The organism is Baekduia sp., from assembly GCF_035685985.1.
Taxonomy (GTDB): Bacteria; Actinomycetota; Thermoleophilia; order Solirubrobacterales; family Solirubrobacteraceae; genus Baekduia.
In genome coordinates, this window is sequence record NZ_DASRZV010000024.1 from 660,911 (window position 1) to 680,394 (window position 19,484).

The window sequence follows — 19,484 nt, forward strand, 5'->3', positions numbered from 1 at the left end:
GCGAGCCTCCTGGGCAAGCCTTCCCCCGCTACTCTCCGAAGCCACATGGCCGCAGCAACCAACGTCAAGACCACCGTCGAAGAGCTTCCCGAGTCCCGCGTCCGCGTCGCGGCGGAAGTCACCCCCGAGGAGGTCAAGCGTCGCGTCAACGAGGCGGCAGGCAAGCTCGGGCGCGATCTGCGCATGCCGGGCTTCCGCCGGGGCAAGGTCCCCGCGCCGGTCGTCATCCAGCGCATCGGCCGTGAGGCGGTCCTGGACGACGCGGTCCGCGCCGCGCTGCCGCGCTGGTACGTCGAGGCGATCGACGAGGCCGGGATCAAGCCCGTCGGCGACCCCGAGGTCGAGCTGGGCGACCTGCCCGCCGAGGGCCAGCCGCTGACGTTCACGGTCGAGATCGGCGTGCGCCCGGTCGCGACGATCGGCGACATCTCCAAGATCGAGGTCGAGGCTCGCGAGCCCGAGGTCAGCGACGAGGCGATCGACGAGCAGGTCGAGGCGCTGCGCGAGCGCGCCGCCCGCCTGGAGACCGTCGAGAAGGCCTCCGAGAACGGCGACTTCGTCGTCATCGACTTCAAGGGCTCGATCGAGAACTCGGACCCCGCCCACCCCGGCGAGCGCGACTACTTCGCCGGCGGCGAGGGCCGCGACCACCTGCTGGAGCTGGGCTCCGGCCAGTTCATCCCGGGCTTCGAGGAGCAGCTGACCGGCCTGAAGGCCGGCGACGAGAAGGTCGTCGAGGTCGAGTTCCCCGAGGAGTACGGCTCCGCGCCGCACCTGGCGGGCAAGCCCGCGCAGTTCGAGGTGACGGTCAACGAGGTCAAGGCCAAGCAGCTGCCCGAGCTGGACGACGACTTCGCCACCGAGGCCGGCGGCTTCGACACGATCGCCGAGCTGCGCGAGGACATCGCGACGCGCATGCGCGAGGCCGACGAGCGCAAGATCGAGGCCGAGTTCCGCGAGGCGGCGCTCGACAAGGTCGTCGAGGGCGCCGAGCTGGACGTCCCGCCGTCGCTGGTCGAGGCCCGCGCCAAGGAGCTGTTCGACCAGATGCTGCACTCGCTCTCGCACCGCGGCATCACCAAGGACGCCTACCTGCGGATCGCGCAGAAGTCCGAGGAGGAGCTGCTCGAGGAGGCCAAGCCGGACGCCGAGCAGGCGCTGCGCCGCGAGGCGGTCCTGGCCGCGGTCATCGAGAAGGAGGACATCAAGCCCTCCGACGGCGACATCCTCGACGCGCTCCAGGAGGCGGCGATCCAGCAGGGCTCGACGCCCGAGAAGCTGCGCAAGCAGCTCGAGCGCCAGGGCCGCATGGACGAGGTCGTCGAGGACCTGGCCCAGCGCCAGGCCGTCGACCTGCTGGCCGAGCGCGCCGGCGGCGCGCCCGCCGCGGCCTCCGAGTAGCCGCTGGGCGGAGCCAGGCACACATCCCGGACGCACCTCGGACGGTTGTCCGAGGTGCTCAAGGACACCGGTCCGGAGCCGACCCGGAAGGCCAGGGAGCGCGCCGGCCCGGGTGCTAGCCTCCACGAACCTGCGTGGCAGGAATTCACCCCGCTGAGAGAGAACGAGCACGAGGTCACATGAGTCCACTGGTTCCGATGGTCGTCGAGCAGACGTCGCGTGGTGAGCGCGCGTTCGACATCTACTCCCGTCTGCTCAACGAGCGCATCGTGTTCCTCGGCACCCCGGTTGACGACCAGATCGCCAACCTGATCGTGGCCCAGCTGCTGCATCTGGAGTCCGAGGATCCCGACAAGGACATCTCGCTGTACATCAACTCCCCGGGCGGGAGCGTGTACGCGGGCCTGGCGATCTACGACACGATGCAGTTCATCAAGCCCGACGTGCAGACGATCTGCGTCGGCATCGCGATGTCCATGGGCGCGCTGCTGCTGTGCGGCGGCGCCAAGGGCAAGCGGATGGCGCTCCCCAACGCGAAGATCCTGATCCACCAGGTCAGCTCCGGCTTCCAGGGCCAGGCCACGGACATCGAGATCCACGCCAAGGAGATCATCGACATCCGCCAGCGCCTGGATCACATCATCGCCAAGCACACCGGGCAGGAGTACGACAAGGTGCGCAACGACACCGAGCGCGACTACTTCATGTCCAGCGAAGAGGCCGTCAACTACGGCATCATCGACAGGGTGATCTCCGAGCACTAGGCTCGGAAGACGCACTCGCCCCCGAGCGTACGGACGAAGAAGGCGGACTGGAGATGGCGCGCCCCACGGATTCCAACGAGCAGCTCCTCTGCAGCTTCTGCGGGAAGTCCCAGCGGCAGGTCAAGAAGCTGATCGCGGGGCCCGGCGTCTACATCTGCGACGAGTGCATCGACCTCTGCAACGAGATCATCGACGAGGAGCTGACCGCTCCGCCGTCGTTCGACCTGGAGAACCTCCCGAAGCCGCGGGAGATCTACGGCGTCCTGGACGAGTACGTCGTCGGCCAGGAAGAGGCCAAGCGCACGCTGTCGGTGGCGGTCTACAACCACTACAAGCGCGTGCAGATGATGCAGGCGGCCGACAGCGAGATCGAGCTGCAGAAGTCCAACATCCTGCTTCTCGGTCCGACGGGCTGCGGCAAGACGCTGCTGGCCCAGACGCTCGCGCGCATCCTCAACGTCCCGTTCGCGATCGCCGACGCCACGGCGCTCACGGAGGCCGGCTACGTCGGCGAGGACGTCGAGAACATCCTCCTGAAGCTGATCCAGGCCGCCGACTACGACGTCAAGAAGGCCGAGACCGGGATCATCTACATCGACGAGGTCGACAAGATCGCCCGCAAGGCCGACAACCCGTCGATCACGCGCGACGTCTCCGGCGAGGGCGTGCAGCAGGCGCTGCTGAAGATCCTCGAGGGCACGACGGCGTCGGTGCCGCCGCAGGGCGGGCGCAAGCACCCGCACCAGGAGTTCCTGTCGATCGACACGACGAACATCCTGTTCATCTGCGGCGGGGCGTTCGCGAACCTCGACCAGGTCATCGAGCGGCGGATCGGCCGTCAGGGCATCGGCTTCGGCGCCCAGATCACCGCCAAGGCCGACATCGACAAGGGCGAGGTCTTCCAGGAGTGCCTGCCCGAGGACCTCGTCAACTACGGGCTGATCCCGGAGTTCATCGGCCGCCTGCCGGTCATGAGCGCCGTGCACCAGCTGTCGCGCGACGACCTCATCACGATCCTGACCGAGCCGCGCAACGCGCTCGTCAAGCAGTTCCAGCGCTTCTTCCAGTTCGACGGCATCGAGCTGGTGTTCTCCGACGACGCCCTGGCGTCCGTGGCCGCGCTCGCGCTGGAGCGCGAGACCGGCGCCCGCGGCCTGCGGTCGATCATCGAGGAGACGCTGCTGGACGTGCAGTTCGAGCTGCCGTCCCGTCGCGACGTCAAGAAGTGCGTCGTGACCAAGGAGACGATCGAGAAGGGCATCACGCCCACGCTCGTCACCGAGGCCGTCGAGGACGACACGGCGCCGGCCGCCGAGTCGGCGTAGCGGTTCCCACGCCTTCCTCGCCGGACACGGAACCGATCGCCTTCGGCGGCGGCGCGCTGGATCGCGCCGGCGTCCGCCGCGGTGACGCCGACTGGCTGGCCGCCGCGCGCCGCGACCCCGCGGCGCGGGCGATCGTCGTGGGCCAGGGGACGGCGGCGGCCGAGCCCGTCGCGCTGGTGGCCGAGGACGCCGACGACGCGATCTTCCTCGGCGTCGACGAGGGCGGCGCGCCGCTGTTCGCGGTCGAGCGCGAGGACGCCGCGCTCACCGGCCTGCGCGACCTGGCGACGTCGCTGCCCGCCGCGCGGCTCGGCGCCGTCGCCTACGCCAGCGCGCTGGCCAACTGGGCGCGCGCGACGCGCTTCTGCGGCGTCTGCGGCGAGCCGACGCGGGCGGGGGAGGGCGGTCACGTGCGCGTCTGCGCCAACGGCCACCACCACCATCCGCGCACCGACCCCGTGGTCATCATGTTGGTCAGCGACGGCGACCGCGTGCTCATGGGTCGCCAGGCCGCCTGGCCCGCCGGGCGCTACTCCGCGCTGGCCGGCTTCGTCGAGCCCGGCGAGCCGCTGGAGGCCGCGGTCGCGCGCGAGGTGCAGGAGGAGTCCGGCGTCGCCGTGCGCGACGTCCGCTACGTCGCCTCCCAGCCCTGGCCGTTCCCGGTCTCGCTGATGCTCGGCTTCCACGCGACCTACGACGGCGGCGAGCCGCACGTCCTCGACGGCGAGCTCCAGGACGTCCGGTGGTTCACCCGCGACGAGGTGACCGCCGCCGCCTCCGGCAGCGCCGACTGGGTCGACGGCCCCGACGCCGACGGCCTGCTGCTGCCGCCACCCACGGCGATCGCGCGATTGCTCATCGATCGCTGGGTGGTAGACCCGAGGGGATGAAGCCCCGAATCCCCGGCGGCAAGGCCGTTCCCTGGATGCTCATGCTCCAGAGCGCGATGATCCTGCGCGAGCACTGGACGCGGCTGGACGAGCACGACCGGCACGAGCTGAGCCGGATCGTGCGCAAGTCGCACGGCAACCCGGGCAACCTCAGCAAGAGGGAGCGCGGCGAGCTGCTGCGGATCGTGCGCCGGCTGGACCTCGTCACCGCCGGGCGCAAGCTGATGCCGTTCAACGGCGGCGTGCCGAAGTCGCGCCGATAGCCGCGACCACGTTGTCCCGCGCGCGCGGTCGGGTAGGCCGAGACGCGTGAGCGAGATGCCGGCGGTTCAACGGGCCGAGGTCGTGCTCCGCGTCAACGGCGACGAGCATCGGCTGACGGTCGACACGCGAGCCACGCTGCTGGACGTGCTCCGGGAGCACCTCGGCCTGACGGGGTCGAAGAAGGGCTGCGACCACGGCCAGTGCGGCGCCTGCACGGTCCTGCTGGACGGCATGCGCGTGAACGCCTGCCTGGCGCTCGCGGTCGCCCACGACGGCGCGGCGATCACGACCGTCGAGGGCCTGGCCGACGGCGAGGAGCTGCACCCGATGCAGGAGGCGTTCCTCGACCACGACGCGTTCCAGTGCGGCTACTGCACGCCCGGGCAGATCTGCAGCGCGGTCGGGATGCTCGACGAGGCGCGCGCCCGCGGCGAGCTGGACGGGCTGGACGACGCCCGGATCCGCGAGCGGATGAGCGGCAACCTCTGCCGCTGCGGCGCGTACCCCAACATCCTCGCGGCGGTCCGCGAGGTCGCGGCGGCACAGCGATGAGGCCCTTCGCCTACGAGCGCGCGACCGACCCCGACGGCGCCCGCGCCCTGCTCGCGGCCGCGGGTCCCGGCGCCCGCTACCTGGGCGGCGGGACCAACCTGGTGGACTTGATGAAGCTCGGCGTCGAGGCGCCGGGCGCGCTGGTCGACGTCGCCAAGCTCCCGCTGGCCACGATCGAGCTGGGCGCCGACGGCGCGCTGGAGGCCGGCGCCGCGGTGACCAACACGGCGCTGGCCAACGACCCGCGCGTGCGGGCGGGCTGGCCCGTGCTCTCGCAGGCGCTGCTGGCCGGCGCCTCCGGCCAGCTGCGCAACCTCGCGACGGTCGGCGGCAACCTCCTGCAGCGCACGCGCTGCGCCTACTTCCAGGACATCACCAAGGCCTGCAACAAGCGCGAGGGCGGACGGGATCGCGACGGCTGCCCGGCGCGCGACGGCGACCACCGCAACCTGGCGATCCTCGGCCACTCCGAGGCGTGCGTCGCGACGCACCCGTCCGACATGGCGGTGGCGCTGACCGCGCTCGGCGCGACCGTCCGCGTGCGCGGCGACGCCGGAGACCGCGAGATCCCGATGCCCGGCCTGCACCGGCTCCCCGGCGACGACCCGACGCGCGACACGGTCCTGGAGCCCGGCGACCTGATCCTCGGCGTCAGCGTCCCGCCCCTGGCCGACGGTGCCCGCTCGACCTACGTCAAGGTCCGCGACCGCGCGTCCTACGCGTTCGCGGTCGTGTCGATCGCGGCGGTGCTGGACCGCGACGACGACGGCACGGTCCGCGACGTCCGGATCGCGCTCGGCGGCGTCGCCCACGCGCCGTGGCGCGCCGAGCGGGCCGAGGCGATCCTGCGCGACGGCGCGTCGCCCGACGACGACCTGCTCGCCCGCGCCGCCGACGCCGAGCTGTCCGAGGCCCGGCCGCTGCGCGACAACGCCTACAAGATCCCGCTCGCGCGCCACCTGATCGTCGACACCATCAAGGAGCTGATGTAGGACATGGCCGGGACCGCGCCCGCCGCCGTCGGCGCCCCGCTGGCCCGCGTCGAGGGCCGCGACAAGGTCACCGGCGCCGCCCGCTACGCCGTCGAGCACGAGGCCGACGACGTCGCCTACGCCTGGATCGTGCAGGCCGCGGCCGCCCGCGGGCGCATCGCGCGCATCGACACCGCTCGCGCCGCCGCCGCGCCCGGCGTGCTCGACGTCCTCACCCACGAGAACGCGCCGCCGCTGGCCAAGCTCGACGACCCCGAGTTGTACGTGTTGCAGGACCCCGAGGTCCACTACCGCGGGCAGATCGTCGCGCTGGTCGTCGCCGACAGCCTCGAGAACGCCCGCGAGGCCGCCGCGCACGTCGCCGTCGAGATCGCGCCGACGCCGCACAGCGTGATCCTCGACGCCGACGATCCCAATGCCTACGTGCCGGAGCAGGCCAACGCCGGCTTCCCGGGCGCCGCCGAGCAGGGCGACCCGATCGACGCGCTCGCGCACGCCGCCGTCCGCGTCGACCGCGTCTACACGACGCCCGCCGAGCACAACAACGCGATGGAGCCGCACGCCTCGCTGGCGCGCTGGGACGGCGACGACCTCACGGTCCACGACTCCAACCAGGGCGCCGCGACCGCGCGCGACACGCTGGCCCAGGCCCTCGACGTCGATCCCGAGCACGTCCGGGTCGTCAACCACCACGTCGGCGGCGGCTTCGGCTCCAAGGGCACGCCGCGCCCGCAGCTCGTGCTGGCCGCGGTCGCCGCCCGCGCCGTCGGCCGCCCGGTCAAGCTCGCGATCACCCGCCAGCAGATGTTCGCGTTCGTCGGCTACCGGACGCCGACGATCCAGCGCGTCGCGCTCGGCGCCGACGCCGACGGCCGCCTCGTCGCGATCGCCCACGACGCGACCATGCAGTCCTCGCGCACGCGCGAGTTCACCGAGCAGACCGTCGTCGCCACGCGCCACATGTACGCGGCGCGCAACCGGCGCACGCGCCATCGCCTCGTCCGGCTCGACGTCCCCACGCCGTCGTGGATGCGCGCGCCCGGCGAGTGCCCCGGCATGTACGCCTTGGAGTCCGCGATGGACGAGCTGGCGATCGCCGCCGACCTCGACCCGATCGAGCTGCGGATCCGCAACGAGCCGGAGCACGATCCCGAGAAGGGCATCCCGTTCAGCTCGCGCAACCTCGTCGCCTGCCTGCGCGAGGGCGCGCGGCGCTTCGGCTGGGATCCGGAGACCCGGGACCGCACGCCCGGCGTCCGGCGCGACGGCCCGTGGCTGGTCGGCACCGGCGTGGCCGCGTCGACCTACCCGGCCTACCGCTCGCCGGCGACCGCGCGCGTGACCCGCGAGGGCGACACCTACACCATGCGCATCGCCGCCACCGACCTCGGCACCGGCGCGCGCACGGCGCTGACCCAGATCGCCGCCGACGCGCTCGCGGTGCCGGTCGGCGACGTCACGTTGGAGCTGGGCGACAGCGCGCTGCCGAAGGCCGGCCTGGCCGGCGGCTCGATGGGCACCGCGTCGTGGGGCACCGCGATCGTCCTCGCCGCCCGCGATCTTCGGGCCAAGGGCGAGCACGCGACCGAGGGCTTCGGCGACAGCAGCGACGACGTCGCCAACCAGGAGGCCTACTCCCGCCACGCGTTCGGCGCGCAGTTCTGCGAGGTCGGCGTCGACCCGCGCACCGGCGTCGTCCGCGTCCGCCGCCACCTCGGCGTCTTCGCCGCGGGCCGGATCATCAACCCGCGCACCGCGCGCTCCCAGTTCCTCGGCGGCATGACGATGGGCATCGGCATGGCGTTGATGGAGGAGGGGATCATGGACCTCAACCTGGGCGACTTCGTCAACCACGACCTCGCCCAGTACCACGTGCCCGCCCACGCCGACATCCTGGACCTGGAGGCCGCGTGGGTCGACGAGGAGGACCCGCACCTCAACCCGATGGGGTCGAAGGGCATCGGCGAGATCGGGATCACCGGCGCGGCCGCGGCGATCGCCAACGCCGTCCACCACGCCTGCGGCGTCCGCGTGCGCGACCTGCCGATCCGCCTGGACCGCGTGCTCGGCGCGCTGACGCTGAGCTAGACGGCGCTCGCGGTCCAGCGGTCGCGCCGCGCCACGACGAGCAGGTAGGCCGCCGGCAGCCGCACCGTGCCGTCGCCGGCGCGGTTCCACTCGGCCATCAGCCCGACGAAGCGCTCGCGCAGCTCGGCGTAGCGGTCGTCGGGCAGCGCCCGGCGGGCGGCGACCATCGCGCCGAAGCGGTCCTCCTGCCAGTCCACGGCATGCTCCAGCGACGCGAACTCCCAGGCGATCGTCCCGCGCGAGACGCGCAGCCCGGACGAGTGCGGCGCCAGGCGCCGGCGCATGATCGTCTCGATGCCCCAGTCCACGGGCGAGTCGGTGCCCATCGGCACCGGCAGGTACTCGCCCATCAGCGCGGTGATCTGCCCGGTGAAGCCGTCGGGTGTCCACGCGGTCAGGCCGACGACGCCGCCCGGGCGCGTCACCCGGAACGCCTCGGCGATCGCCACCTCCGGTCGCGGCGCGAACATCAGCCCGAACGCCGAGGTCGTCACGTCGAACGTGCCGTCGGGGTAGGGGAGGGCCTCGGCGTCGGCCTCCTCCCAGCGGATGTCCAGGCCCAACGCCGCGGTCCGCTCGCGGCCGAGCTCCAGCAGCCGCGGCGCGAAGTCCGTCGCGGTGACCCGGGCGCCGGTGCCGGCCGCCGCCACCGCGACGTTCCCGTCGCCGGCCGCGACGTCGAGCACGTGGTCGCCGACGCCGACGTCGCAGGCGGCGACCAGCTTCTCCGCCGCCGGCACGAACCGCTTGGCGACCTCGGCGTAGTCCCCGAGCGCCCAGAAGTCCTTCATCCGGTCCTTCAAGTGCGCAAAGTCGTTCATCCCTGCGCGGGATCCTGCCGGATCCGGGCTCAGACGGCGACGGCGACGATGTTCAGGCGGACGTAGTCGTGGACGGGGTCGGGCTCCATCGCGACGGCGACGGCGTCGACGAACGGCTCGTGCAGCTCGGCCGGGAGGCGCTCCAGGTGCGATCCCAGCGAGACCGTGCGCAGGAAGTCGCGCAGCGGCTCGGGGCGCTGCGGCGAGGGCTCCAGCCAGCAGCGCTCCACGGCGAAGCCCGCGCGCTCCAGCCGCTCGGCGGTCTCCTCGGGCCCGGCGTAGTTCCACGGCCCGGGCCAGCCGGCGAAGAGCTCCGCGTACGGCTCGCGGGCGGAGACCTCCCGCGTGGCGCGCACGACGTTGGCGACGTTGCCGCGCCCGCCGCACTGCGCCACGAACCGCGCGCCCGGCCGCAGCGCGCCGCGGATCCGCGCGAAGAGCGTGTCGTGGTCCTCGATCCAGTGGAACGTGGCGCTCGACACCGCGGCGTCGGCGGGCGGCGCGATCTCCAGCTCCAGCAGGTCCTGCTGGACGAACGAGGCGCGCGGGTCGCCGCCGAGGCGCCGCGCGGCGTCCTGGACCATCCGGGCCGAGCCGTCGACGCCGATCACGCGCGCGTCCGGTCCGAGGCGCTCCAGCAGCTGGGCGGTCACCCGGCCGGTGCCGCAGCCGAGGTCCAGGACGGTCTCGTCGCCGTCCAGCGGCAGACGGTCGAGGATCGCCGCGCCCCAGGCCTGGTGCGGGGTGGCGAGGTCGTGATAGGCGCCCGCGTCCCACTCGCGGGGGCCTCGTGGCGTGCTCATGGCCTTCACCGTATGTGATCGCAGACAAGCGTGCAAGATCGCAGATGCGGTGCGGACGCCGCCGCCCATACACTGCGAGCCTCCATGAGCCTGAAGGACCGCAAGCGCTTCGAGCCCTCGGAGGTGGAGCCGCGCATCATCGAGCGCTGGCTGACCTCCGGGCTGTTCCACCCCGAGCCGGAAGGGACGCCGGACGAGAACTTCTCGATCGCGATCCCGCCGCCCAACGTCACCGGCGCGTTGCACATGGGGCACGCGCTGAACGGCTCGATCCAGGACACGCTGATCCGCAACGCGCGCCAGCAGGGCCGCCGCGCGAAGTGGATCCTCGGCACCGACCACGCGGGCATCGCCACGCAGACGCAGGTCGAGAAGCGGCTGAAGTCCCAGGGCACGTCGCGCGAGGAGATCGGGCGCGAGGCGTTCATCGAGAAGACGTGGGAGTGGCGCGAGGAGTTCGGCGGCACGATCATCGAGCAGTTCAAGCGGCTCGGCGCGTCGCTGGACTACGAGGAGGAGCGCTTCACGCTCGACGACCGGTACGTCCAGGCCGTGTTGAAGGTCTTCGTCGACCTCTACAACAAGGGCTGGATCTACCGCGACAACTACATGGTCAACTGGGACCCGGGCTCCGGCTCGGCGATCAGCGACCTGGAGGTCGAGGACCGCGAGGTCACCGACACGCTGTACTCGATCGCCTACCCGCTGGCCGACGGCAGCGGCGAGGTCGTCGTCGCGACCGTGCGCCCGGAGACGATGCTGGCCGACGTCGCGGTCGCCGTGCACCCGGACGACGAGCGCTACAAGGACCTCGTGGGCCAGACGGTGGTCCTGCCGTTGGTCGGCCGCGAGCTGCCGATCATCGCCGACGAGTACGTCAAGACCGACTTCGGCACCGGCTGCCTGAAGATCACGCCCGGCCACGACCCCAACGACTTCGAGATCGGCCGCAAGCACGGGCTGCCCGAGCTGAGCGCGATCGGCGAGGACGGGCGCATGACCGGCCTCGTGCCCGAATACGAGGGGCTGACGGTCGAGGAGGCGCAGGCCAAGGTCGTCGCCGACCTCGAGGCCGCGGGCGCGCTGCGCGCCAAGGACCCCTACTTGCACACGGTGCCGTTCTCGCACCGCAGCGGCAAGCGCATCGAGCCGCTGATCTCGCTGCAGTGGTTCATGAAGATGGACGAGCTGGCCGCGCCGGCGATCGAGGTCGTCAAGGACGGCCGCGTGAAGATCCACCCGGAGTCGCAGTCGCGCCGCTACGTCGACTGGTTGGAGAACATCCGTCCGTGGTGCATCTCGCGCCAGCTGTGGTGGGGCCATCAGATCCCGGTCTGGTACCGCGGCGAGGACGAGGTGCACGTCGGCGCGACGGCGCCCGAGGGCGACGGTTGGGAGCGCGATCCCGACGTGCTCGACACGTGGTTCTCCAGCGCGCTCTGGCCGTTCGCCACGCTCGGCTGGCCGGAGGACACGGCGGAGCTGCGCGCGTTCTATCCCACCGACGTCCTCTCGACGGCGCGCGACATCCTGTTCCTGTGGGTCGCCCGCATGGTGATGATGGGCCTGGAGTTCCCGGGCGCCATCCCGTTCGAGCACGTGTACGTGCACTCGGTCATCCAGGCGCCGGACGGGCGGCGGATGTCGAAGTCCTTGGGTACGGGCATCGACCCGGTGGAGTTGATCGAGGAGCACGGCGCCGACGGCGTGCGCTTCGGCCTGCTGGCCATGTCCTCCACGCAGGACGTGCGCTTCAGCGAGGAGAAGGTCGCCCAGGGCCAGGCGCTGGCCAACAAGCTGTTCAACGCCACGCGCTTCGTGCTCGGCAACGTCCCGGAGGACACGGTCCCGGAGCCGCGAGCGCAGACCGTGGAGGACCGCTGGATCCTCTCGCGCCTGGCCGCCGCCCGCGAGGACTTCGACGCGCGCATCGGCGAGTTCGACTTCTCCAAGGCCGCGCTCGGGTTGTATGACTTCGTCTACGCCGAGCTGTGCGACTGGTACCTGGAGCTCATCAAGGGCCGCGAGTTCGACGATGACCTGGCCGCCACGTTGTCCTACGTGTTGCGCGAGACGCTCGTGCTGGCGCACCCGGTCATCCCGTTCGTCACCGAGGAGCTGTGGCCGTTCGTGCCCGGCACGTCCGGCCTGCTGGCCGCCCACGTGCGCGAGCCGATCGCCGCGCCGCGCGACGCCGAGGCCGAGGCCGACGTCGAGCGCGTGATCAACGCGGTGCAGAACGTCCGCCGCTTCCGCGACGAGAACGGCATCAAGCCCGGCGGCTTCCTCGCGGCGCGCTTCGTCGACCTCGACGGGCTCGTGCCGCTGATCGGCCGCCTCGCCCGGCTGACCCCGACCGACGAGGGCGAGCCGGTCGCGACCGTCAACGTCACGCCGGGGCTGATCGAGCTCCTGGAGGGCGTCGACCCCGCCGAGGCCGCCGCCCGCCAGGACGCCGCGCGCCAGACCCTGCGGGCCGAGATCAAGCGCGCCGAGGGCAAGCTGTCCAACGAGGGCTTCGTCGCCAAGGCGCCGGAGGCCGTCGTCGCGGCCGAGCGCGAGAAGCTGGAGCGCCTGAAGGCCGAGCTGGAGGCGCTGTAGCCCATGGAGTTGCGCGACGCCGAGCGCCTGCTGCTCTCGCTGGAGCTGTTCGGCATGCGGTTCGGGCTGGACCGCATGCGGCGGCTGCTGACCGCGCTGGGATCGCCGCAGGAGCGCTTCGGCGCGGTGCACGTCGTCGGGACCAACGGCAAGTCCTCGACGGTGCGGATGACCGCGGCGATCCTGCGGCGCCACGGCCTGCGCACGGGCGCCTACCTGTCGCCGCACCTGGTCTCGTTCGCCGAGCGCGTGCGGGTCGACGATCAGGACGTCACCGGCGCCGAGTTCGTCGCCGCGGTGTCCCGTGCCGCGGCCGCCGCCGACAAGGTCAACCGCACCGCGCCGCCCGACGACCACGTCACCCAGTTCGAGCTGCTCACCGCCGCCGCCTTCGACCACTTCGCGCGCGCCGAGTGCGACGTCGCGGTCGTCGAGGCCGGCCTCGGCGGGCGCTACGACGCGACCAACGTCCTGCAGTCGCGGGTCTCCGTGCTGACCAACGTCGGGCTGGAGCACACGCGCTGGCTGGGCCCGACGATCGCGGCGATCGCCACCGAGAAGCTCGACGTGCTGGAGCCCGGCTCGACGCTCGTGATCGGCTCCGGCCTGCATCCCGACGCGCGCGTGCTGGCCGAGCAGATCGCGCGCGAGCGCGGCGCCACGCTCGTCGAGGCGCCCGCCGATCCCGGCAACGGCCTGGAGATCCTCGCCCGCGGAGCGTTCCAGCGGCGCAACTTCGCCGAGGCGACCGAGTCCGCGCGCGCCTACCTGAAGACGCTCGGGCGCCGGCTTGATCCGGAGGCGGTCATCGCCGCCGCGGCGTCGACGCTGGTGCCGGGCCGCTTCGAGGTCATCGCCCAGAGGCCGGACACGGTGCTCGACGGCGCCCACAACCCCGGCGGCCTGGAGGCCCTGGCCGAGGCGCTGCCGGAGTTCGTCGCGGGCCGCCGCCTCGTCGCCTGCCTGGCGGTGCTCGACGACAAGGACGCGACGGCGATGCTGCGCGTCCTGCTGCCGCACTGCGACGCGGTCGTCACGACGCGCGCCCAGACGCCGCGGGCGCTGCCGCCCGCGACGCTGGCGTCGCTCTGCCACCAGCTCGACTTCGGCGGCGACGTCGAGATCGTGGGGGAGGCCCACGCGGCGCTCGAGCGCGCCCGCACGCTGGCCGGACCGGACGGCGTCGCGCTGGCGACCGGCTCGATCTACCTCATCGCCGACCTGCTGCGCCCGGCCGGCGCGGCGCGGAGCACGCTCTGATGGACGAGGACGACGGCCCGCGCGTGGGCGTCATGATCGCCGTCGTCGCCGTGTCCGTGGCGCTGGTGATCCTGATCTTCTTCGGTATTGGCTACGGGTTTGGCCGCCTGTTCCTTTAGCCTTTCCGTGCACATGCCCCTTGCAGACGTCTTCGGGATCCACAGCGACGCGCTGGAAACGGCGGTCAAGCTGCTCGTGCTGTTCCTGGCCGTCATCTACGTGGCGTTGATCTACTACACCTTCGCGGACGCGCGGCGGCGCATCGAAGATCCGCTGCTCATCGCGTGCGCGACGGCCGCGGCGCTCTTCCCGTTCGTCGGGACGATCGTCTACATGATCGTGCGCCCGCCGGAGTTCCTCGACGACGTCCGCGAGCGCGAGCTGGAGATGCAGGCCGCCGAGGCGCGGCTGCACGGCGCCGGCTTCCTGCTGTGCCCGCACTGCGACCACGAGGTCAAGGACGAGTTCCTGCGGTGCCCGCACTGCCTGCGCAAGCTCAAGGACCCGTGCGGCACGTGCGCCAAGCCGCTGGACCCGTCGTGGAAGATCTGCCCGTACTGCGAGGCGGAGATCCCGGGCGTCACGCCGCAGCCGCGGCGCCGCCGTCGTCGGACGTCCGGCGACCTGGAGCAGCAGCCTGCGACGAGCGAGTCGGGCTCGTAGAGTCCCGGGAGCGCTCGCCTGACGGCGCGCGTTCCCGTTGCGGGACGCTCGCGCTCGGCGCTCGTTCCCGCGCCTGAATTCACCTCGAAACCATCTAGGAGCACCACCGTTGTCCCGGACCCTCATCCTCGTCAAGCCCGACGCGTTCTCGCGTGGCCTCACCGGCGAGATCCTGGCCCGCTTCGAGCGCAAGGGCCTGAAGATCGCCGCCCTCAAGCTCGTCAACACGTCGCGCGAGACCGCTGAGACGCACTACGCGGAGCACAAGGAGCGCCCGTTCTTCGGCGAGCTCGTCGACTTCATCACGTCGGCCCCGCTGGTCGCCGCGGTGCTCGAGGGCGACGACGTCGTCAAGGCCTCCCGCCAGCTGATCGGCGCGACGAACCCGCTGGAGGCCGCGACCGGCTCGATCCGCGGCGACTTCGCCATCGAGGTCGGCCAGAACCTCGTGCACGGCTCGGACTCCGACGAGTCGGCCGCCCGCGAGATCGGGATCTGGTTCCCCGAGCTGTAGGACCGAGACGATGGCGGCACGCGGGGGCGCGGGAGCGAGCCGCCAGGCGAGTTCCCGCACGGCTTCCGCGAGCCCTCCGGGCGAGCGGAAGCCCCGGCTCGTCCTCGCCAGCGGCTCGCCTCAGCGCCGCGCGATCCTCGGCGACCTCGGGCTGGACTTCGACGTCCGCGCCTCCGACGTCGCCGAGGAGGACGAGGGCGCGCCGCGCGTCGTCGCCTCCGAGAACGCCTTGCGCAAGGCGCTGGCGGTGGCGGCGGGCGCGCGGGACGACGTGGTGATCGGCTGCGACACGCTGGTCGCGACCGACGGCGTGGACATCTGGGGCAAGCCGGCCGACGAGGCCGCCGCCCGCGCGACGCTGCGCCACCTGTCCGGTCGCACGCACGAGGTCGTCAGCGGGCTGGCGGTCGTCCAGCACGGCGACGTGCGCGCGGCCACCGAGATCACCGAGGTCACCTTCCGCGACCTCGACGACCGCACGATCGAGTGGTACATCTCGACCGGCGAGTGGAACGGTCGCGCCGGCGGCTACGCGATCCAGGGCCGTGGGGCCGTGCTCGTCAAGCGCGTGGTGGGCGACTACCTCAACGTGGTCGGGCTGCCGGTGGCGGCGTTGTTGGAGTTGTTCCCGGGGTTGGTGGAGGAGTTCGGGGGCTCCTGAGCGTCTGGATGGTCGCCGCATCGCGACCCGGACGGGTCTCTGCGCCTCGCGCTCGGGTGGCGGGTGGGTGTGGGGTGGTGGGTTTGTGTGGCTGGGACGGTGGTGCGGGCGGTTGGCGCGGGGCGCCGTGGCATCGGAGGCCGCGCTGCGGACTCCGTTCCCCGCCGGGTCATCGATGCAGCGACCTTCACGGGCCTGAGCTGCCGCGTGCGGTCGTCCGCCCCCACCGCTAGGCTCTCCTGAGCAACATCATCATCAACGAAATCGCCCCCGCGTCGCGCCAACGACCGGGGGCATGGCCCAAGGAGCTGAATCTCCATGAGCGCTGTCAAGCGTAATGGCGTCGCGATCGTCGGCGTCGATCCGTCCACCGCCGATGTGCTGCGTCGGCAGGCGTTGGTCGTCCTCGAAGCCAACCATCACTTCTTCGAGGAGATCCTGTCGTTCGGTCCGGCGGCGCAGTTCGCGTTGTCGGTGCGCTACCGCGACGCCTTCGCGGTCCTGGACGCCGTCGGCTGGGCCCGGCCCGATGTTCCGCCCGCGTCGGTGGACGTGCCGATCACGCCCGGCCTGGCCGAGCAGTTGCTGACGTGCCGCTACGAGCTGGGTCACACCAACCTCGACCGCCTCGCCAGGCGCGACGCCGAGAGCGATCCGGTGGTGCGCGCCGAGATCGATGAGGCGATCGACGTCGACCGAGCCGCCGCGATCGCGCTCGACCGCCTCGTCGCCCGAGCCGCCGCGGCCTTCTGAGCCACCCGCCCACGCCTGCGGCACGCCACCACGGGGGATCCGGGTCACTGCCAACGTCCATGGGACGTCGGCAGTGACCCGCGTTCCCGCCGGCGAGGGCCGAGCCCACTCGGCGGCAGCCCAGGCCCGTGAAGACCGGCGGTCATCCACCCACGCCGGAACGCACGAGCCCGAGAGGACCGCAAGCCACCTAGTGCGGGCGGCACAGGAACGCCACCTGCTGCTCCGGCGTCCGGAAGGAGCGGTTGACGTACACCGCGAGCTGGGCCTTCTGCTCGGTCAGCAGGTGGTCGGCCTCGACGCGGGACATCGCGCCGGCGGCGACGCCGCGGTCGGCTCGGGCGACCAGCAGCGACCAGAGGGCACCGCGTACGTGGGCGGGGGACTTGCCGGCCTTGGCGCCGATCGCGATCGGGGAGATCCCGGAGTCGCGTAGCGAGCGGAAGCGGGCGGGGGACATCCCGAAGATCGCGCGGGCGTGTTCGGGGATCGCGGGCGTGTGGAAGACGTGGAAGATCACGTGGCGGCTCAGGTGGGCCTGGGTGAGCATGTCGCGGGCGCGACGCTCGAGCACCGGGCGCATCGCGCGCGAGACGTGAGGGAGGCGCGGTGCCACCAGCCGGTGGGCGAGTGCCGAGGCGCTCCCGGTGACGCCGTGGGCGTGGGCGAGATCCAAGAGCGTCCGGTGGTCGTCCAGCCAGGTCACCAACTGGTCGTGGTCGGTCTTGACCACGGTGTCGAGCCGGGCCTCGTCGAAGGGCATCCACGCCGACATCACCCATTCGCTGGTCGGCAGCCAGTCCAGGCGGGCGCCCTTGGGCGCGTGGGTGTCGGCCGCGCCGGCGCCGGACGCCGGCAGGGCGGCCGTCACGGCGGCCAGGAGGACGATCAGCAGGGCGATTCGGGAGCGCATGTCCTCCGAAACGGGCGGCGCGCACCCGTGATCCCACACCTAGGGCTCGACCTTCCACACCTGCGGCCCCGCGCTGAAGGCCCGGCGCGCGCGGCCGATCACCCGGGACGGATGTTCGCCGCTCGCCGTCTTGCCCTGCTCGCCTGCGCCTGCACCTGCGCGACCGCCGCGCTTGCGCCCGCCGTCGCCCACGCCGCCACCGGCGGCGCCCCCGCGATCGGCGCCCGGGCCGCGTTCGGCCTCGGCGCCGGCGTCACCGACCCACGCGCGCTGGCGGTCGCCGACCTCGACGGCGACGGCCGCCCCGACCTCGTCGCGGGCTCGGCCAACGGCGGCACCGGCATGGTCTCGGTGCTGCGCAACACCGGCAACGGCGGGTTCGCGACCCCGCTGGGCAGCCCGTTCGGCCTCGGCGCCACCGCCGGCGGCGTCGGCGCGCTGGCCACCGGCGACCTCAACGGCGACGGCCGGGACGACGTCCTGGCCGCGATCGGCTCGGGCACGACCGACGACGACGAGCTGGTCCCGCTGGCCGGCGACGGCACCGGCGCGCTCAACGCCGGCGGCTCGGTCGCGGTCCCGGGCCAGGAGCTGGCCGGCGTCGCGCTGGCCGACCTCGACGGCGACGGCGACCTCGACGCGCTGAGCGCCTCGACCACGGCGGTCGCGGGCGAGCAGCTCGGGATCGTCGAGCAGACCGCCTCCGGCCTGACCGCCGTCGGCTCGGTCGGCGCGAGCGGCACGATGCTGGCTCGCGGCCTCGCCGTCGGCGACCTCACCGGCGACGGCGCGCCCGACGCGCTGGTGGTCTCCGCCAACGCCGGCGCCGGGAGCGCGTGGGTGGCCACGGGCGCGGGGCTCTCGCTCAGCCCCGGCACGCCCGTCGCGGTCGGCGCCGACCCCGTGGCCGTCGCGCTGGCCGACGTCGACGGCGACGGCGACCTCGACGGCCTCGTCCTCGACGGCTCCTCCGACGTCCTGACCGTCCTGCGCAACGACGGCGCCGGGAACCTGACCGCGTCCAGCGTCCTGGTCGACGGCCTGGCCTCCGGCACGGGCCTGGCCACCGGCGACCTCAACGGCGACGGCCACGTCGACGCCGTGATCACCGACGGCCTCACCGGCCTGGTCGGCGTCCTGCCTGGCGACGGCGCCGGCGGCTTCGGCACGCCGACCTGGGCGGTCGCGGGCGCCGGGCCGCGCTCGCCGGTCGTCGCCGACCTCGACGGCGACGGCCAGGACGACCTGGCGACCGCCGACGCCACGGGCGACACGGTCTCGGTCCTGCGCAACGTCGGCGCGCCCGCGCCGGCCGGCGCGCTCTCCGCGCCGTTCGCCGCGCAGGCCGTCGGCACGACCGGCCCGGCGCGGACGATCGCGATCACCAACCCGACCGGCTCGGCGCGCCTGCGCGTCACCGGCGTGCGGACGGCCGGCGACGCCCCCGACGACTTCCTGGTCACCGGCGACACCTGCACCGGCGCGAGCGTCGCGTCCGGCGGCGACGCCTCGTGCACGGTCCGCCTGCGCTTCTCGCCCTCGGCGGCGGGATCGCGCGAGGCCACGCTGCGCCTGCGGCTCGCCGGCGGCGACCACTTCGACGTGCCGCTGAGCGCGACCGCCACCGCCACCGCCGGCGACGACGCCACGGACACCACGACGACGACCGACCCCGACGCGGCGACCGACCCCGACCCGACCACCGACCCGGCGACGCCGACCGCGACCACCACGACCGCCGCCGCCACCACCACCGTCACCCAGCCCGCGGTCACGACGCCCGTCCCGGCGGCCCCCAAGCCCGCCGTCGCCGCGACCCCGGCGACCCCCAGGAAAACCACAAGGCTCATCCTGACCCTGAGCCATTCGAAGCTCACGGCCAAGCGTGGCGCGAAGGTCGCGGTCGGCCTCGCCCTCGGCCGGGCGGCGAAGGTCATCCTCAGGGTCAAGCACGGCGGCAGGACCGTCGACCTCCTCCGCGCCTCCGCGACCGAGGGCCGCAACACGATCGCCTGGGACGGGAAGCTCGGCAGGAAGGCCGCGCCGGCGGGCACCTACCGCCTCGACGTCTACGCCGTGGCCGCCGACGGCCGTGCCGCACGCCGGTCGGTGACCCTGACCATCAAGCGCTGATGGTCGGCACGCGACCGACCGCGGTCGATTTCGCCCCGACCGTCTAGGTTTCCGGAACACCGCGCTTGGGTTTTGCAGCGTTTTCG

The 19,484-nt window shown here is 72.8% G+C and carries 18 protein-coding genes; 15 read left to right on the forward strand and 3 right to left on the reverse strand.

Features of this window, described 5'->3' with window-relative positions; all coding sequences use genetic code 11:
- Nucleotides 1-45: 45 nt before the first annotated feature.
- From tig to VFG42_RS15485, 8 genes are all read left to right on the forward strand, one after another.
- Nucleotides 46-1,401 carry a trigger factor gene (gene tig / locus VFG42_RS15450; protein WP_324909636.1) on the forward strand — a complete coding sequence of 452 codons (1,356 nt, stop codon included), beginning with the start codon at nt 46-48 and terminating at the stop codon, nt 1,399-1,401.
- Between the two features lie 179 nt (nt 1,402-1,580).
- Complete coding sequence (gene clpP / locus VFG42_RS15455; RefSeq protein WP_324909637.1) at nt 1,581-2,165, forward strand: ATP-dependent Clp endopeptidase proteolytic subunit ClpP; 585 nt, start codon at nt 1,581-1,583, stop codon at nt 2,163-2,165.
- Nucleotides 2,166-2,218: 53 nt separating this feature from the next.
- Nucleotides 2,219-3,490, forward strand: a complete 1,272-nt coding sequence (gene clpX / locus VFG42_RS15460; RefSeq protein WP_324909638.1) for an ATP-dependent Clp protease ATP-binding subunit ClpX — start codon at nt 2,219-2,221, stop codon at nt 3,488-3,490.
- 137 nt (nt 3,491-3,627) lie between these two features.
- Nucleotides 3,628-4,380 carry an NAD(+) diphosphatase gene (gene nudC, locus VFG42_RS15465; RefSeq protein ID WP_324909639.1) on the forward strand — a complete coding sequence of 251 codons (753 nt, stop codon included), beginning with the start codon at nt 3,628-3,630 and terminating at the stop codon, nt 4,378-4,380.
- Complete coding sequence (locus VFG42_RS15470; RefSeq protein ID WP_324909640.1) at nt 4,377-4,643, forward strand: hypothetical protein; 267 nt, start codon at nt 4,377-4,379, stop codon at nt 4,641-4,643. Before nudC ends, VFG42_RS15470 begins: the two co-directional genes overlap by 4 nt.
- A gap of 55 nt (nt 4,644-4,698) precedes the next feature.
- A complete protein-coding gene (locus VFG42_RS15475) occupies nt 4,699-5,196 on the forward strand; it encodes a (2Fe-2S)-binding protein (RefSeq protein WP_324909675.1) in 498 nt (165 codons plus the stop codon).
- Entirely contained in the window at nt 5,193-6,188 is a 996-nt protein-coding gene (locus VFG42_RS15480; protein WP_324909641.1) for a xanthine dehydrogenase family protein subunit M, read from the forward strand. The genes VFG42_RS15475 and VFG42_RS15480 overlap by 4 nt, the downstream gene beginning before the upstream one ends.
- 3 nt (nt 6,189-6,191) lie before the next feature.
- Nucleotides 6,192-8,276, forward strand: coding sequence for a xanthine dehydrogenase family protein molybdopterin-binding subunit (locus VFG42_RS15485; RefSeq protein WP_324909642.1), 2,085 nt, complete (start codon nt 6,192-6,194; stop codon nt 8,274-8,276).
- Here VFG42_RS15485 and VFG42_RS15490 read toward each other — a convergent pair.
- The gene (locus tag VFG42_RS15490; protein ID WP_324909643.1) at nt 8,273-9,097 is read right to left on the reverse strand and encodes a class I SAM-dependent methyltransferase; all 825 of its coding nucleotides are present in this window, start codon (nt 9,095-9,097) and stop codon (nt 8,273-8,275) included. The genes VFG42_RS15485 and VFG42_RS15490 overlap by 4 nt on opposite strands.
- A gap of 29 nt (nt 9,098-9,126) precedes the next feature.
- Nucleotides 9,127-9,900 carry a methyltransferase domain-containing protein gene (locus VFG42_RS15495; RefSeq protein WP_324909644.1) on the reverse strand — a complete coding sequence of 258 codons (774 nt, stop codon included), beginning with the start codon at nt 9,898-9,900 and terminating at the stop codon, nt 9,127-9,129.
- 84 nt (nt 9,901-9,984) lie between these two features.
- Here VFG42_RS15495 and VFG42_RS15500 point away from each other — a divergent pair, with 84 nt between their 5' ends.
- The 6 genes from VFG42_RS15500 (at nt 9,985) to VFG42_RS15525 (ending at nt 16,352) form a co-directional block, all read left to right on the forward strand.
- Nucleotides 9,985-12,501, forward strand: coding sequence for a valine--tRNA ligase (locus VFG42_RS15500; protein WP_324909645.1), 2,517 nt, complete (start codon nt 9,985-9,987; stop codon nt 12,499-12,501).
- Between the two features lie 3 nt (nt 12,502-12,504).
- Nucleotides 12,505-13,761: a folylpolyglutamate synthase/dihydrofolate synthase family protein gene (locus VFG42_RS15505; RefSeq protein WP_324909646.1), complete on the forward strand. Its 1,257-nt coding sequence runs from the start codon at nt 12,505-12,507 to the stop codon at nt 13,759-13,761.
- A 132-nt stretch (nt 13,762-13,893) separates the two neighbouring features.
- Nucleotides 13,894-14,424: a zinc ribbon domain-containing protein gene (locus VFG42_RS15510; RefSeq protein ID WP_324909647.1), complete on the forward strand. Its 531-nt coding sequence runs from the start codon at nt 13,894-13,896 to the stop codon at nt 14,422-14,424.
- Between the two features lie 109 nt (nt 14,425-14,533).
- Nucleotides 14,534-14,938, forward strand: a complete 405-nt coding sequence (gene ndk, locus VFG42_RS15515; protein WP_324909648.1) for a nucleoside-diphosphate kinase — start codon at nt 14,534-14,536, stop codon at nt 14,936-14,938.
- Nucleotides 14,939-14,948: 10 nt separating this feature from the next.
- Nucleotides 14,949-15,599: a Maf family protein gene (locus VFG42_RS15520; protein ID WP_324909649.1), complete on the forward strand. Its 651-nt coding sequence runs from the start codon at nt 14,949-14,951 to the stop codon at nt 15,597-15,599.
- 318 nt (nt 15,600-15,917) lie between these two features.
- Entirely contained in the window at nt 15,918-16,352 is a 435-nt protein-coding gene (locus VFG42_RS15525) for a hypothetical protein (protein ID WP_324909650.1), read from the forward strand.
- A 190-nt stretch (nt 16,353-16,542) separates the two neighbouring features.
- Here VFG42_RS15525 and VFG42_RS15530 read toward each other — a convergent pair whose 3' ends face one another.
- Nucleotides 16,543-17,265 carry a hypothetical protein gene (locus VFG42_RS15530; RefSeq protein WP_324909651.1) on the reverse strand — a complete coding sequence of 241 codons (723 nt, stop codon included), beginning with the start codon at nt 17,263-17,265 and terminating at the stop codon, nt 16,543-16,545.
- Between the two features lie 111 nt (nt 17,266-17,376).
- On the opposite strand from VFG42_RS15530, the gene VFG42_RS15535 reads away from it, so the two are divergent.
- Nucleotides 17,377-19,398 carry an FG-GAP-like repeat-containing protein gene (locus tag VFG42_RS15535; RefSeq protein ID WP_324909652.1) on the forward strand — a complete coding sequence of 674 codons (2,022 nt, stop codon included), beginning with the start codon at nt 17,377-17,379 and terminating at the stop codon, nt 19,396-19,398.
- Nucleotides 19,399-19,484 lie beyond the last annotated feature (86 nt).